The 14,965-nt window shown below is 34.3% G+C and carries 16 protein-coding genes; 11 read left to right on the top strand and 5 right to left on the bottom strand.

Features of this window, described 5'->3' with window-relative positions:
- Nucleotides 1–33: 33 nt before the first annotated feature.
- From AC6CHR_RS09105 to AC6CHR_RS09095, 3 genes are all read left to right on the top strand, one after another.
- A complete protein-coding gene (locus tag AC6CHR_RS09105; protein ID WP_498248321.1) occupies nt 34–222 on the top strand; it encodes a YkzI domain-containing protein in 189 nt (62 codons plus the stop codon).
- Nucleotides 223–369: 147 nt separating this feature from the next.
- On the top strand, nt 370–1,161 hold the full coding sequence (locus AC6CHR_RS09100) for an inositol monophosphatase family protein (protein WP_498248319.1): 792 nt from the start codon (nt 370–372) through the stop codon (nt 1,159–1,161).
- On the top strand, nt 1,158–1,622 hold the full coding sequence (locus tag AC6CHR_RS09095; RefSeq protein WP_498248317.1) for an N-acetyltransferase: 465 nt from the start codon (nt 1,158–1,160) through the stop codon (nt 1,620–1,622). The genes AC6CHR_RS09100 and AC6CHR_RS09095 overlap by 4 nt, the downstream gene beginning before the upstream one ends.
- A 69-nt stretch (nt 1,623–1,691) precedes the next feature.
- On the opposite strand, the gene AC6CHR_RS09090 is transcribed toward AC6CHR_RS09095, so the two are convergent.
- Nucleotides 1,692–1,880: a YlaF family protein gene (locus AC6CHR_RS09090; RefSeq protein WP_498248316.1), complete on the bottom strand. Its 189-nt coding sequence runs from the start codon at nt 1,878–1,880 to the stop codon at nt 1,692–1,694.
- A gap of 479 nt (nt 1,881–2,359) precedes the next feature.
- Here AC6CHR_RS09090 and typA point away from each other — a divergent pair, with 479 nt between their 5' ends.
- A complete protein-coding gene (gene typA / locus AC6CHR_RS09085; RefSeq protein WP_498248315.1) occupies nt 2,360–4,201 on the top strand; it encodes a translational GTPase TypA in 1,842 nt (613 codons plus the stop codon).
- A gap of 242 nt (nt 4,202–4,443) precedes the next feature.
- Entirely contained in the window at nt 4,444–4,743 is a 300-nt protein-coding gene (locus AC6CHR_RS09080) for a YlaH-like family protein (RefSeq protein WP_498248314.1), read from the top strand.
- Nucleotides 4,744–4,959: 216 nt separating this feature from the next.
- On the opposite strand, the gene AC6CHR_RS09075 is transcribed toward AC6CHR_RS09080, so the two are convergent.
- On the bottom strand, nt 4,960–5,160 hold the full coding sequence (locus tag AC6CHR_RS09075) for a YlaI family protein (RefSeq protein WP_498248312.1): 201 nt from the start codon (nt 5,158–5,160) through the stop codon (nt 4,960–4,962).
- A gap of 156 nt (nt 5,161–5,316) precedes the next feature.
- On the opposite strand from AC6CHR_RS09075, the gene AC6CHR_RS09070 reads away from it, so the two are divergent.
- Nucleotides 5,317–5,775, top strand: a complete 459-nt coding sequence (locus tag AC6CHR_RS09070; RefSeq protein ID WP_498248310.1) for a pyridoxamine 5'-phosphate oxidase family protein — start codon at nt 5,317–5,319, stop codon at nt 5,773–5,775.
- A gap of 223 nt (nt 5,776–5,998) precedes the next feature.
- On the opposite strand, the gene AC6CHR_RS09065 is transcribed toward AC6CHR_RS09070, so the two are convergent.
- Nucleotides 5,999–6,610, bottom strand: coding sequence for a YhcN/YlaJ family sporulation lipoprotein (locus AC6CHR_RS09065; RefSeq protein ID WP_498248308.1), 612 nt, complete (start codon nt 6,608–6,610; stop codon nt 5,999–6,001).
- A 266-nt stretch (nt 6,611–6,876) separates the two neighbouring features.
- On the opposite strand from AC6CHR_RS09065, the gene AC6CHR_RS09060 reads away from it, so the two are divergent.
- Nucleotides 6,877–8,205 carry a PhoH family protein gene (locus AC6CHR_RS09060; protein ID WP_498248307.1) on the top strand — a complete coding sequence of 443 codons (1,329 nt, stop codon included), beginning with the start codon at nt 6,877–6,879 and terminating at the stop codon, nt 8,203–8,205.
- A 57-nt stretch (nt 8,206–8,262) separates the two neighbouring features.
- Here the strand turns inward: AC6CHR_RS09060 and AC6CHR_RS09055 are convergent, their stop codons facing one another.
- The gene (locus AC6CHR_RS09055) at nt 8,263–8,760 is read right to left on the bottom strand and encodes a peptidyl-prolyl cis-trans isomerase (RefSeq protein ID WP_498248305.1); all 498 of its coding nucleotides are present in this window, start codon (nt 8,758–8,760) and stop codon (nt 8,263–8,265) included.
- Nucleotides 8,761–9,168: 408 nt separating this feature from the next.
- On the opposite strand from AC6CHR_RS09055, the gene AC6CHR_RS09050 reads away from it, so the two are divergent.
- Entirely contained in the window at nt 9,169–9,450 is a 282-nt protein-coding gene (locus tag AC6CHR_RS09050; protein ID WP_498248304.1) for an Fpa/YlaN family protein, read from the top strand.
- Nucleotides 9,451–9,732: 282 nt separating this feature from the next.
- Nucleotides 9,733–10,971 (top strand): FtsW/RodA/SpoVE family cell cycle protein, encoded by a 1,239-nt coding sequence (locus AC6CHR_RS09045; protein WP_498248302.1) that lies wholly within the window; start codon nt 9,733–9,735, stop codon nt 10,969–10,971.
- 90 nt (nt 10,972–11,061) lie between these two features.
- Here the strand turns inward: AC6CHR_RS09045 and AC6CHR_RS09040 are convergent, their stop codons facing one another.
- Nucleotides 11,062–11,979, bottom strand: a complete 918-nt coding sequence (locus AC6CHR_RS09040; RefSeq protein WP_498248301.1) for a COX15/CtaA family protein — start codon at nt 11,977–11,979, stop codon at nt 11,062–11,064.
- A gap of 863 nt (nt 11,980–12,842) precedes the next feature.
- On the opposite strand from AC6CHR_RS09040, the gene cyoE reads away from it, so the two are divergent.
- Entirely contained in the window at nt 12,843–13,766 is a 924-nt protein-coding gene (gene cyoE / locus AC6CHR_RS09035) for a heme o synthase (RefSeq protein WP_498248299.1), read from the top strand.
- Between the two features lie 98 nt (nt 13,767–13,864).
- Entirely contained in the window at nt 13,865–14,950 is a 1,086-nt protein-coding gene (gene coxB / locus AC6CHR_RS09030; RefSeq protein ID WP_498248297.1) for a cytochrome c oxidase subunit II, read from the top strand.
- Nucleotides 14,951–14,965: the final 15 nt, after the last annotated feature.

Below are 14,965 nucleotides of genomic sequence, written 5' to 3'. Positions count from 1 at the left end.
GGAAAAGAATTGGTAGAAAGGGGCGGTAGAAAGATGAAACAAATTGTAAAAACCAGTGGTCAAAAAATTATTAATAATCGTATTGGGGTGCTAAGACTCGAATTGGATTACGAATTAGCCACCCTTTACGAAGCAATACAAAATAAGGATACAAAGAAAAAAACAGAATGTACACAAAGATTGGAAAGATTAAGAAAGGAGTGGATGAAACTCCATGCATAGCAGGAGATGAGGAAATCTACAAACGAACCTCACTAGGTTCGTTTTTATCTGCGCGACAATTGAAGGGTAAGACTAGACTTGCATTCCTTTTATTCTATACAGTATCCTTAAAAAAGAATGATTTATAAATAGAAATGAGGTTGCTTTATGACGAATTGGAAGGAAATTGATCAAAAGGCAAAGCACTGGGTAAGAGAAGCGGGGGAGAATATTCGAAAATCTTTTGAGTCCACACTTTCTATTCAATACAAATCAAATCCGAACGATTTAGTGACAAATATGGATAAGGAGATTGAGCAATTCTTTATAAAGAAGATAAAAGAAAATTATCCAGATCACCAAATTCTAGGTGAAGAAGGATATGGTGATGAAGTAAATTCGTTAGAGGGTGTCATATGGATTATTGACCCAATCGACGGAACGATGAATTTTGTTCATCAGCAACGTAATTTTGCAATCTCAATAGGGATTTATGGTGATGGCGTTGGCTATATAGGGTTAATTTATGATGTTGTACATAATGAATTGTATCATGCGATTAAAGGCGAAGGTGCTTATATGAATGACCTTTTATTACCACAGCTTGACAAGGTGAAAATCGAAGAAGCTATTCTTGGTATTAATCCTGTATGGATAACAGAAAATCCTCGTATTGACCATAGATTAATTGCGCCGATTGTGAAACGAGTTCGTGGGACCCGTTCATATGGCTCTGCAGCAATTGAATGTGCATATGTTGCATCTGGTCGCTTAGATGCGTATATGACTATGAGGCTAGCACCTTGGGATTTTGCTGCAGGACTTATCTTAATTGAAGAGGTCGGAGGAAGTATGACGACGATGAACGGAAATAAGCTTGACATGTTGGAGAAGAACTCTCTCTTTGTTGGTGAAAAACAATTACATGAAACGATACTAAAGGATTACTTGAGTAAGTGATTCCACTCACTTCACGACTATTAGAAAAAAAGGACTATGATTATGTAAAAAAGATTATTTCAGAAAGTCCAGAATGGATTAGCGAAGAATGTAAGGAGGAAGACTTTGATTCGTATGTATTAAACTATGGAATGTACAATGGGAAATGGCGTATTTGGTCTTTAAACAAAGAGGATGTAGGAGTAAGCTTTGACATAGAGTGGTCTCCTGCAAATGAAAAGCCTTGGATTGGTACACTGTTAATTCATCCAACTAAGCGATTGCAAGGGATTGGGAAGGGAATTATTAATAGCATAGGGAATGAATTGAGTGTAAAAGGACATAAAGTATTGTTTACCGGCTGTCCGGTTAACCAATTTTCCTGGTTGGAGTTTATAGGTAAATGTGGATTTGAACAATTCAAAGTTGAGACGGAAAAACTAACTTCTAAAGATTATATGATAATGGTTAAGCCATTATAGGTATAAAGGTGAGTGTATAAAAACAAAATAGCAGTGCATCACACTGCTATAAGTCATTTGTCCTCCTGTTTAATCTAAGATACCCCGTTCCCGCATTCTTTTCTTTAAAATAAAGCCTGATGCCATAACAGCGTTTAATGCAATAATTGCAAGTAAACAACCTAGTATACTACGCTCTCCAATTGATATACCAATACCTGCCATACAAGCGGCTGCAAAGAAAGCTAGTACAATAAAAATCCATTTACCAAGTTTCAAATTAATCACCCCTATTGAGTTTGTTTCATTTGTTTAAAAATCTGTTGCAGTAAAGTACCCTTAATTACTTTTGTAGTCCTCAACAATGTTTGTATAAGAATTATAAAGGTAAAACTAAAGGAAATATTTTAACAAATTTCTTTCAAAGCAGAACATTCAGTTAGTATTGGTTAAAACTGTTTAAAATAAGTGGGAAAAGGGATAACAGTTTTGCATGCGTTCACCTATACAATACATTGAAAAGTGTAATTTTAACAAGTTTTTAACTGAATTTACTTGTATTTAAAAGCACATACTCATAGTTTACTTAAAAACTTATAACGTTTCTACATTAGTTTATGGTATAATATCCAAGGTGATTTTTAATTTTGTTTGGACAATTAGAAAACTGCGAAAAGTCATACCGTATTTCTTATTAAAAGTATGGAAAACCTTTAAGTAGGAGCCTATTTGAATATATATATTTGGGAGATGAAAGAGTGAATTTAAGAACTGATATTCGAAACATAGCTATTATTGCCCACGTTGACCATGGTAAAACGACATTAGTGGATCAACTGTTACATCAATCTGGTACATTTCGTTCAAACGAACATGTCGAAGAACGTGCAATGGACTCAAATGATATTGAACGTGAGCGCGGGATTACAATCTTGGCTAAAAACACAGCAATTAATTATCATGATACACGCATTAACATTATGGATACTCCAGGACACGCTGACTTCGGTGGTGAAGTAGAACGTATCATGAAAATGGTAGATGGAGTTTTACTTGTCGTTGATGCTTACGAGGGATGTATGCCACAAACACGTTTCGTGTTAAAGAAGGCATTGGAGCAAAACTTGACTCCAATTGTCGTTGTTAACAAGATTGACCGTGATTTTGCGCGTCCTTCAGAAGTTGTTGATGAAGTAATCGATTTATTTATTGAACTTGATGCAAATGAAAGTCAATTAGATTTCCCAGTTATTTTTGCATCAGCAATAAATGGAACTGCTAGTCCTAGTCCAGATCCTGCTGAACAAGATGATAATATGTCATCTTTATTTGAATCAATTGTAGAGCATATTCCTGCACCAATTGATAACAAAGAAGACCCACTTCAATTCCAGGTAGCTTTACTTGATTATAATGATTATGTGGGACGTATTGGAATTGGGCGAGTATTCCGTGGAACGATGGAAGTCGGACAGCAAGTTTCTTTAATGAAAATTGATGGAACAATTAAAAACTTCCGTGTAACAAAATTATTTGGATTCCAAGGCTTAAAACGTATCGAAATTCAACAAGCTATAGCTGGAGATCTAGTTGCAGTTTCTGGTATGGAGGATATAAATGTCGGTGAGACAGTTTGTCCGATAGAACATCAAGAAGCATTACCAATCCTTCGTATTGATGAGCCGACTTTGCAAATGACATTTGCTGTTAATAAAAGCCCATTTGCTGGACGTGAAGGTAAATTTGTTACTGCTCGTAAAATTGAAGAACGTTTATTATCTCAATTACAAACTGATGTAAGTTTACGTGTAGATCCAACTGATTCTCCAGATGCTTGGGTAGTTTCAGGACGCGGAGAGCTTCATCTTTCAATTTTAATAGAAAACATGCGTCGTGAAGGATATGAGCTTCAAGTTTCAAAACCTGAAGTAATCGTAAAAGAAATTGATGGCGTAAGATGTGAACCGGTAGAACGTGTACAAATTGATGTACCTGAAGAAAATACAGGTGGAGTAATGGAATCAATTGGTGCTCGTAAAGGTGAAATGATCGACATGGTTAATAACGGTAACGGTCAGGTTCGTCTAATCTTTAATATTCCTGCACGTGGCTTAATTGGCTATTCAACAGAATTTATGTCTTTAACTCGTGGCTTCGGTATCATTAACCATACTTTCGATAGCTATCAACCAATGCAAAAAGGAAAAGTTGGTGGACGTCGTCAAGGAGTACTTGTTTCAATGGAGACTGGTAAAACATCAACTTACGGTATTCAAGGTGTTGAAGATCGTGGTATAATTTTCGTTGAAGCTGGTGTAGATGTTTATGAAGGAATGATCGTGGGAGAACATACTCGTGATAACGACTTAGTTGTTAATATTTGTAAAATGAAACAAATGACAAATGTACGTTCAGCTAATAAAGATCAAACTAATACAATGAAAAAACCACGTATTATGTCATTAGAAGAAGCTCTTGAGTATCTTAACGATGATGAATACTGTGAGTTAACACCTGAGTCAATTAGACTTAGAAAGAAAATTTTAGAGAAAAATGAACGCGAAAAAACTGCGAAAAAGAAAAAGACTGCTGGGATCTAAGAAATTGGTTTTTCTTTTTCCCTAGGACTAGTCACTACGTTAGAACTAGAGGATAGCAGAAATTTTTAAACCAAAAGATAAAGAATTAAGATATGATATAAAATGTAAAATGGCTGATTCTAGTATAGAAAGTTACCTACCTTCAAACAATTCGGTAAGAATCCAGGGAAGACGAATGGATTGTTTGAGGTACTAACCTTTTGAATTGAGTCAGCCATTTTTTTATATTAGGAGGAGAAGTAATGGATGTATCAGAAAGACTATCCTTTTTTCCGAGCCTATACCGTGTTGTCGACAACCCAGAAGTTGGAATGTGGATGTTGTACTTAACGATTTTCGGATTATCTATTATTGTTTATAAGTTGGGATTTGCTAAAAAACTTCCCATTTTAAAATCTTTTATTATTTATTTGTTTTTAGGATTAGGGTGTACTGTTTTAACGTTTTTAGGTATATTCCTACCAATTACCGAAGGATTGGTGGTAGCTGCTCTTATTTTAATTATTTATAAAATTAGACTATACCAATCAATGAAACAATAAAGTGAATAGGAGAAGTAAAACAAGGTTCTGACTTTTGTCAGAACCTTGTTTTACTTTCAGTATTTAGTTATATATCTGCGCTTTTTACATAGGTTTGACGTCTAGCTCCCTCGTCATAAGTCAACATAGAATTGCTCTGTCGCTATTGGCTCCTTTATCTTTATACGGAGTTCTTTAGATCATCCGTCGCTTAACATCCCCAAGTGGTTTTGTTCTTTACCAGGAATCTTCCTTTTTTTTGTCTTGATATAATTTAAACTTTCCAGTGGCAGTACGGGCATTTGTTCGATCTTGGATCCGTTGGTTGCATTGTTTACACATATAGGTATGTATCGGACGGTTTCTAAGACGTTTAGCTATTAATGTTTCATCTTCAATCGATTCAACTAAATCACAAATCACACATTTTACTCTCATAATACACCTCGAATTTATGTTGTCCTCACATACGCTAGGAGGCTCTTAATTAGTAGTATATCATGTATTCTTAAAAAGCAAGAAAAATGTTAATGGTTGGAACTGTTTTAAAAAGAGAGTATGATGTTAGTATAAAGTGGATAGGGAGGGATATTATTGGCAAATAAAATAGAAACAGATTTAATTGATCCAATCTATGATAGTCTGCAAAAAGAACGTTTTGTGACTGTTGCAACAATAGATCATGAAACTGGCTCCCCTAACGTGAATGCAATATCGTGGATTTATGCACCTGATCGTAAGCGTATTTTCTTTTCGATTGATTTACGCTCAAAAATTGTCGAAAATATAGATAAACAACCTGCTATTGTCATAAACATCATAGTGAATGAATCGATATACTCAATTAGTGGAAATGCCCATATAAAAGAAGAAAAAATCGAAGATGTACCATTAAGACTTACATTAATAGAATTAATTATTTTAGAAGTTCGTGATGTTATGTTTTATGGGTCTAAAATAGCATCTGAGCCATATTATGAAAAGACATATGATGAAAAAGCTGCTGCAAAATTAGATACACAAGTGTTAACTGCAATGAAGAAAAAAGCATAGAAAAAGGACTGCCACTAAGTTTTTACTCCCTATGATGCACAAAGTATTTGTTTTGATACTAGTTTCGGGAATTTAAGAAGTGTGCAGTCCTTTTATATTGAGCTCTTAAAGTGTTTTGCTGTTCCCTTAACACTTCATGAAAAGAAGTTGCATATCAATAAACTAAAGAGAACAAAGATCAATGCTTCAAATGGAAATCAAAACATAAAAAGGTAAGGCTGAACTATTTATCCATATGTTCCTTAGATTGATCTTGTTGTTCTTTTTCTAGACTTTTTTCTTCATCATTGTTAAGAGAATCCTTATTGGTATTAGTCGGCTGTTTTTGTTGATTATCAAGTATTTCATTTGGTATTTCTGGGACAACACGTCCAACAATAGCGGCTAATTCATCTAGTATCCCTATAATAGGGCGTCCTTCTTGAATTTCACGACCCATTTCTCGAAGTCGATGATTTGTATCAGCATCTGCAATAACGACAGCATTTGCTCCATGAGGGTCGTGCATTAGGCTTTCTGCAACAGAGTATTTTATTGATTCAACTTTATTACGATCTAATTCTGAATTAACATCAATACCTACAACAGCAAAATTTCCTAACACAACAGCAGTTGCGTCATTCACTCCAGAAATTTCATTAGCGAGCTTTACTAAGTTTTTAGAAATTTGTTGACCTGTCTGGCGATCAATGTCTTCATCATCTACACTATTTTTAACATTAATTGGTGTGCCGTTATTTTTGGCTTCATCATCAGGATTAGGAGATCCTTGATTATTTGAACATCCGGTAAAAGCAAAAGCTAATAGTAGTATAACTACGAGTATATTTCGCATAAAAAACACTCCTTTTTCAAAGTTGAAGATTTTATTTTGTAGAAAGAACCATTTTTAAAAATTTGAAGCTGATTGCTCTATAGTATTAAATAAACAGCTAATATTAGATTTATTTCCTTGCTTTTTAATTTATTGTCTAATAAACCTTCTATCTTTATTCATCCTTTCATATATTTTAGCAACGCTTCATTCACAGCTTGACTTTTTATCGGTATCTAACTTGTTACACTCCAAAATAAAATAGCAACGGAGTAGGGGGCGGAAGCTTGAGGAAGATTTACGTGTTAGACACAAATGTATTATTGCAAGATCCGAATTCAATCTTTTCTTTCGAAGAAAATGAGGTAATCATACCTGCTGTTGTATTAGAAGAGGTTGATTCTAAAAAGCGTTATATGGATGAAATTGGTCGTAATGCAAGACAAGTATCAAAATTGATTGACCAATTAAGAGAAACAGGTAAATTACATGAGAAAATTCTTTTACCAAATGGTGGTTCCTTAAGAATTGAATTAAATCACCGTTCATTCCATCAATTACAAGAAATATTTGTTGAAAAAACAAATGATAATCGTATTTTAGCGGTAGCAAAAAACTTATCTTTAGAGGAACAGACAAAAGAAAATGGTCGAACGGTTATTCTGGTTAGTAAGGATACATTAGTTCGAGTGAAAGCAGATGCAATTGGGCTTATAGCAGAAGATTTTCTTAGTGATAGAGTAGTTGAAATTGATCATATTTATACAGGATTCCATGACTTATTTATAAGTAGTGATGACTTAAATAGATTTTATGATAAAAATGAATTAATCCTTTCTGAAATATCAAGTCAATCATTTTATCCAAATCAATTTATTATAATGAAAGACGATTTAGGAGGTTCTGCATCAGCAATTGGTAAGGTAGATCAAGTAGGTAAAAAAATTCAACGGCTCGTTTTTGATCATGATCATATTTGGGGTATCCGACCACGAAACGTTCAGCAAACAATGGCTTTAGAGTTACTATTAAGAACGGATTTGCCACTTGTTACACTTATTGGTAAAGCTGGGACAGGTAAAACACTGCTAGCTCTAGCAGCAGGACTAATGCAAACAGAAGATTTAGGCAGCTATAAAAAAATATTAGTTGCTAGGCCTATCGTGCCAGTAGGTAAAGATTTAGGGTTTTTGCCCGGAGAAAAGGAAGAAAAGCTAAGACCTTGGATGCAACCCATTTATGACAATCTAGAGTATTTGTTTAATACAAAGAAGCCAGGAGAGCTTGATGCAATACTTGCTGGGATGGGGTCAATTGAGGTAGAGGCGCTAACTTATATAAGAGGAAGAAGTATTCCAGAGCAAATCATTTTAATTGATGAGGCACAAAATCTAACAAAACACGAGGTTAAAACAATTTTAACTCGAGTAGGCGAAAGAAGTAAAATTGTCTTAATGGGAGACCCAGAACAAATTGATCACCCATATTTAGATGAATATAATAATGGTTTAACCTATGTTGTTGAAAAGTTTAAAGATCAACCAATTGCCGGACATGTCCGTTTAGTAAAGGGTGAGCGTTCTGGTTTGGCGCAGCTTGCTGCAGATTTATTATAGATTGATTGAGGAAGAGGCTGACAATATACATTGCCAGCCCTCGATCCTACTATGTTATTAGATAGCAACAATTTGCTTTACATTTTTAATCGGATTGGAAACATTTGAACCGTTTCCAAAATAAACATGAATAGGCCCATCTTCTTTTAAAGGCTTTCCTTTATTGCTGAATCCTAAGATTACGTCGTAAGCTTCCTGAATCGGTAACCTAAATGTCTCAGTATCGTTTATAAACTCGATACTTGTTGCATCGGATTGGATACCAGCGTTATTTAAAAATGGCTTTAACGGAATACCAAATGAGCCATTTAACGCTCTCTGCTTTTCATATGTACGTTCGGTTTTTAGAGTTGGAGGGTGGATAGCTCCTTCTCTAATTTCTCTTTCCCAATGCTTAGATACGGTCTTCGTATACTCTTCTAATTCATCTTTTGTTTCTTGTTCTTCGATAAAATAAGTAGTTAAATCAACTTTTCTATCATCAAAGATCCAAACGCCTGAATCTAAAGTAATCTGATAGTTTACTTTGCCTTTAATCATAATAATCGATTCCATTTCATACACTCCCTTACACCGCAAGTATAAGCTTTTATATCCTATTTGTCACATGAAAGATAAGAAACGCTATTCAACTTTCCTTGAATCTATGAATGGTCTGTTCATCACTTTACAAGTGTTATACATTTCAACTTATCATATAATTTTGCATTGCTTTTCAAGTGTTCAACTGATTTCTTTTATCCAGATAGCGTTCTTTTGAAATGAATAAAAGTATGAACAGGAACAATTTTTTAGAACATAGCGTCTATGAATAAGGGAGAAAAGTGTGTGTTAGTTGGCACTAGTTAGTTTATATGTAAGCTCTTTAAAAATATATGTATTGTTTGTCCTTGCTTTTTCAATGATTTGGATTTAATATTAATACATAGAATAGGGTAATCGCTCGGAAATGGAGGGATTAAAGTGGCGTCTGAGATAGCTATTGATCACCGAGAAAAAGCATTTGCTATATTAAAAGCTGATGCGGATAAGATCATGAGATTGATTAAGGTTCAAATGGATAATTTAACGATGCCTCAATGTCCTCTTTATGAAGAGGTTTTAGATACACAAATGTTTGGTTTATCTAGAGAAATAGACTTCGCTGTAAGAATAGGTTTAGTTGAGGAACGTGTAGGAAAAGAACTACTCGATTCACTTGAGCGAGAGGTGTCTGCATTACATGATGCATTTACATCTAAATAATTAATTAAAACTCAAACTAACTTCAAGTAAGTTTGAGTTTTTTTATTTCTTTTATGAAGATTTTTTAGAACAGGGATTTTACAAAAGAATTTTTCTATTGTAATCAATGAAAATGTGTAAGAAATTAACTAAAAGTTTGCAGTTGGTATTATAATACGCTTATCAATTTAAATTGCTTTATTCAACGTTTTTAGAGGAATTTTCTTTTACAATCGCGAACTTATAGTAAAATATAAATAGAACAAAGATTTAACTTAAAGATCAGATAAGGAAGAGATACCAGTGGTTAAAAAAATTCTAAAATCGTACGATTATTCATTAATATTAGCAGTGATTTTACTTTGCAGTTTTGGTCTTGTAATGGTTTATAGTTCTAGTGTCATTACAGCTGTTGCCCGATATGAGTTTGAACCTGATCATTTTTTTCAACGACAAAAGCTGGCTCTTTTAGCAGGGGGGTTTGCATTCTTGGTAATGATGATTCTGCCATATCGATTATTTATGAATAGCAAAATCTTAAAGCTAATCGTGCTTGGTTCTATTGCTTTATTGGGTTCATTATTTTTTTTCGGACATGTAGCAGGGAATGCAAAAAGTTGGATTGATTTAGGTGGTTTGAAACTTCAACCTGGTGAATTTGTAAAGCTAAGTGTGATTATTTATTTAGCAGCAGTCTATGATAAAAAACAATCTTATATTAATGAGTTTAGTAGGGGGGTATTACCTCCACTAATTTTTACAGGGATTATTTGTGCCTTCGTTATTATTCAACCTGATTTTGGGACAGCTTTTATTATTGGGATGATTGCAGTTTGTATGATTATATGCTCAGGCATGGCGTTAAAAAGTATTGTTAAACTACTCACGATAGTTTCGGGTTTTGGGATTTTAATGGTAACCATATTTACATTGCGAAATGGAAGCATTTTATCAGAAGAACAGCTTAGTCGTTTTGATGGAGTAGCGGATCCGTTTAAATATGAAGCTGGTGACGGATATCAGCTAGTAAATTCTTTTTATGCGATTGGATCTGGTGGACTTAAAGGCTTGGGGTTAGGTCAAAGTGTTCAAAAGTACGGTTATTTACCTGAATCACATACAGATTTCATTATGGCCGTTATTGCTGAAGAATTAGGGATATTCGGTGTCCTTTTCGTTTTGATTCTCCTCTCGTTTATCGTCTTAAAAGGGTTTTCAGTTGCTCGTAACTGTCAGGATCCTTTTGGTACATTACTAGCAGTAGGAATTTCGAGTATGATTGCTATCCAAGCAATGATTAATTTAGGCGGTTTAACAGGATTAATACCTATCACGGGTGTTCCATTGCCTTTTATAAGCTATGGGGGCTCATCTGTCGTATTGTTACTTATTTCGATGGGATTGCTTGTAAATGTATCTATGTTTACAACATATCGTGAAACCTATCAAAAGCCTTCCACATTAGAAACTAAGCAATCTGATGTCATAAAGCCTTTACAAAATCATCGCTCTTTGCATAATAGAAGCGAAGGTAAATATTGAGTAGAGTCTCTAAATTAGCTATTTCATGTAATAAGTAAATGCAACAAAAAGGAACGGACATATTGTCCGTTCCTTTTTGTTAATAACTATTTACTCGACGTCATCAGAATAATGATTACTTCTACTGACTAACAGTAGGAAGTAGCTAAGAAGACCAAACAAACAAGCGATAATTAGAGCGTGAGCTAAAGCGATATAAAGATTTAAACCAGAGACTACCACGAATGCACCTGAGGTAACTTGTAAACAAACCAGACAAAAGGCAATTATCCAGCCAAAATAAATGACTTTTTGATGTTTATAATGTTTAATAGCAAGCCATGTTGCATAAGCAATCCATATAAAGATAAATGCTGCTGCTAACCGATGCCCCATTTGTATCCATTCATGTAATGTAGTTGGCATACCGCTAGCTCGATTACTACAAAGCGGCCAACTTGGACAAGCCAAACTTGCCCCTTTATGTCTTACGTAAGCACCTGTATAAACAACAAAGTATGAATAGACGATAATACCTACCATATGAAACTTCATTTGTTTATTAATAATTAATGACTTTGCATTGAATTTCTTATCGACTTCAAATATCAATAAGGTTAATAGCAAGACAGACGCAAAGGAGATAAGTGATATACCAAAATGAAGAGCAAGTATTGCATCAGACTGACCCCACATAACAGCTGCTGCACCTATTAATGCTTGTAAGAAAAGAAAGAAAATAGATAGAAGGGCTAAAAATTTAGTCTCTCTAATATGACCGATTTTTCTCCAAGACCATATAGATAGGATGACAACAGTCATTCCAGCTAGACCACTAACCATGCGATGGCTAAATTCGATTACTAGTTCAAAAGTGATTTCGCTTGGAACAAGTTCGCCATTACATAGTGGCCAAGAATCTCCACATCCTGCTCCTGACTCAGTTTTCGTAACAAGGGCTCCACCGATCAAGACAAATAACATGATAATTGTTGTCATAACGGCAAACCATTTAAGAGGACGTTGCAAAATGTTCACCTACTTATATAGTTAAATGAAAAGAATGTAAATTTAAATACTTATCGATCGTACACAAAGTAACAAGAAAAGACAATATATATAGTGAAATGTTCACAAAGTTATACGATATCAGAATAAGGTTATGAAATCTTTCTTCCTCTTTTGTATAAAAGCTGTGCGTTAAATACAAGTTAAAGGAAACTGATCTAATCTATGGAGATTGATCTGCAATCCAATGTAGATATACCAACAAATAACCTAAAACCATCTATTTAAAGAATAGCGCTTGATAAACTCTAACAATGGAAGACGCTATATACATAACAGTTAAGTGTAGTTTGAATTTAGTACGAAGATAATCAGTTTATATTTAAGACTTGAATCTTTGAGTGGAGTTTGCTAGAAATAGATAGAGGATCTTCTTTTTCTGGGCACATTTTCTAAAAGTTTGTTAATCAGGACCTAATATGTGAGTGAAAAGGGTAGGTTTAAAGACCAAAAAGTAAGTAATACAGTGCTCTTTACAAACGATAAGCAGTATGAAATTCAATTTTTAAATAAGATAATTGGACATTATTAGAGATAATCGTATAATTCATAAGAATTGTTATTCAAATTATGATAAAATAAGAAAGCTTTGGTTTATTAAAGACTTGCCTCCTTCACAATTTCGACAAAAATACTTCATGATTTGTTCACAAATCATTGTGGAATTATGATTTAATATCTAAAGGAATGTTTTTAATTTATCGATTCTTAAAGTACTATATAATATAGCTAACAGGATGGAACCGCCTTCAATTTTACCCTACTAGTAGAAAAGTATTTTTAATGACTACATAGAACGATATGAAAGGTAAGGAGGTAATGAATTGGCGAATACAAAGGTTTTGGATGAATTATCAGTTCATTCAAATGACATGCACGAAACAACACTTTGGAAAGACTTCCTTGCTTTAATTAAAGTAGGTATTGTCAATTCCAATGCTATTACAACGTTTACCGGTTTATGGCTAGCTCTTTATTTTAGCGGAAAAGGGTTTATAGCTAATATAGATATTGTCATTTTTACATTAATAGGATCTTCCTTAGTGATTGCAGGATCATGTGCGATTAATAATTACTATGATCGAGATATTGATCATTTAATGAAACGTACGAAAGATAGGCCAACAGTTACTGGCAAGGTTAACCCACTTCATGCATTATGGTTAGGGATTTTTCTTCTAATCATTGGATTTGCATTTATGTTAATGACAACTTTAACTGCAACAGTCATTTCTTTAGTTGGGGTTGTAACGTATGTATTCCTATATACAATGTGGTCTAAACGACTATATACAATTAATACTGTAATAGGAAGTGTATCTGGTGCAGTACCACCATTAATTGGTTGGGCAGCGATTGACTCTAACTTAAGTGTCATGGCTTGGGTTCTATTTTTGATTATGTTTATCTGGCAGCCGCCACACTTTTTAGCATTGGCAATGAGACGTTCTGAAGAATATCGAGCAGCGAAAATCCCGATGCTACCTGTTGTTCATGGGTTTGAAATAACAAAGCGACAAATTATGATTTGGATTATCTGTTTACTTCCATTACCTTTATATTTATACGAGCTGGGTGTTGGTTTTCTTATTTTAGCAACAGTACTAAATGTAGGTTGGATTATTATGGGAGTTAGAGGATTTAAGAATAAGGATATAGAGATGAAGTGGGCTACAAAAATGTTTGTATATTCTATTAATTATTTAACTATTTTGTTTGTATCAATGGTGCTTTTTACCATTGTTTAATTGCGAAATTCTTTCTTTTAAAGAATTTATTTATAAAAGAGTCCCTGAAAAAATTATGATGGGAATTTAAATCACTGAAAGAGGGGTTTGATTTAGCTATGAGAAAATGGCTGACAAAATGGCGTCTATTATCATTATTCACAGCAATGACGCTTGTTTTAGCCGGCTGTGGTGAACCGTATCTTTCCACGCTTGAACCTGCTGGTAAGGTAGCGGATATCCAATACGACCTAATGAAGTTAAGCACACTCATTATGGTTGTTGTCATTGCAGTCGTAACAGTAATCTTCGTTTACGTTGTCATAAAATTCCGTCGACGCAAAGGTGAAGAGGATAACATTCCTGTACAAGTTGAAGGGAATCATAAGCTAGAAATTATCTGGACTGTTATTCCAATTCTTTTACTACTTGTTTTAACAATTCCGGTTGTCACTGCGACATTTAATCTAGCAGAAGTAGATGCGATTGATGATGAAAATCGTAAACCAGAAGATGCGATCGTCGTAAATGTTACAGCGAATCTTTACTGGTGGGAATTTGAATACCCAGACTATGGTGTTATCACAAGTCAAGATTTAATCGTTCCAACTGATGAAAAAGTTTACTTCAACTTAATTTCAAAGGATGTAAAACACTCATTTTGGATTCCGTCTATAGGTGGGAAAATGGATACAAACACCGAAAATACGAACCAAATGTGGTTGACTTTTGACTCTAAGCGTATGGATCAGGCAGATGCCGGTGAATATTTCTATGGTAAATGTGCCGAGTTATGTGGTCCTTCACATGGATTAATGGATTTTAAAGTAAAACCAATGTCAAGAGACGATTTTGACCAATGGATCTCTGATATGAAAAATGCTCAAGCTGTTGCTACAACAGATACAGCCGTTCAAGGTGAGCAGTTATTTGAAGAAAAAGGTTGTATTGGATGTCATGCTGTCTCGCCGACTGATGAGCGACCACCTGCTGCAAGAACTGCGCCAAACTTAGCAACATTTGGTGAACGTGCACGAGTTGCAGGTATCTTAGATCACAACGAAGAAAATGTTCGTGACTGGTTAAAAGATCCTGAAACATATAAGCCAGGTAATAAAATGACTAATTCTTATCCTGAATTAAATGATGAAGAGCTAGATGCTCTAACAGAATACTTAATGGGACTCAAAGTTTCTAGTAAGTAATTTTTTAGCAAAATG

The sequence above is a fragment of the Metabacillus sp. GQ13 genome (assembly GCF_059758525.1).
The sequence above is the reverse complement of the archived record's forward strand: the minus strand, read 5'-3'. Positions and strand labels throughout refer to the sequence as shown.

What these genes read in the sequence shown, in the direction of transcription:
- AC6CHR_RS09105 (WP_498248321.1), top strand. Translation starts at nt 34, where the DNA reads ATGAAACAAATTGTAAAAACCAGTGGTCAAAAAATTATTAATAATCGT.
- AC6CHR_RS09100 (WP_498248319.1), top strand. Translation starts at nt 370, where the DNA reads ATGACGAATTGGAAGGAAATTGATCAAAAGGCAAAGCACTGGGTAAGA.
- AC6CHR_RS09080 (WP_498248314.1), top strand. Translation starts at nt 4,444, where the DNA reads ATGGATGTATCAGAAAGACTATCCTTTTTTCCGAGCCTATACCGTGTT.
- AC6CHR_RS09075 (WP_498248312.1), bottom strand. Translation starts at nt 5,160, where the DNA reads ATGAGAGTAAAATGTGTGATTTGTGATTTAGTTGAATCGATTGAAGAT.
- AC6CHR_RS09065 (WP_498248308.1), bottom strand. Translation starts at nt 6,610, where the DNA reads ATGCGAAATATACTCGTAGTTATACTACTATTAGCTTTTGCTTTTACC.
- AC6CHR_RS09055 (WP_498248305.1), bottom strand. Translation starts at nt 8,760, where the DNA reads ATGGAATCGATTATTATGATTAAAGGCAAAGTAAACTATCAGATTACT.
- coxB (WP_498248297.1), top strand. Translation starts at nt 13,865, where the DNA reads ATGAGAAAATGGCTGACAAAATGGCGTCTATTATCATTATTCACAGCA.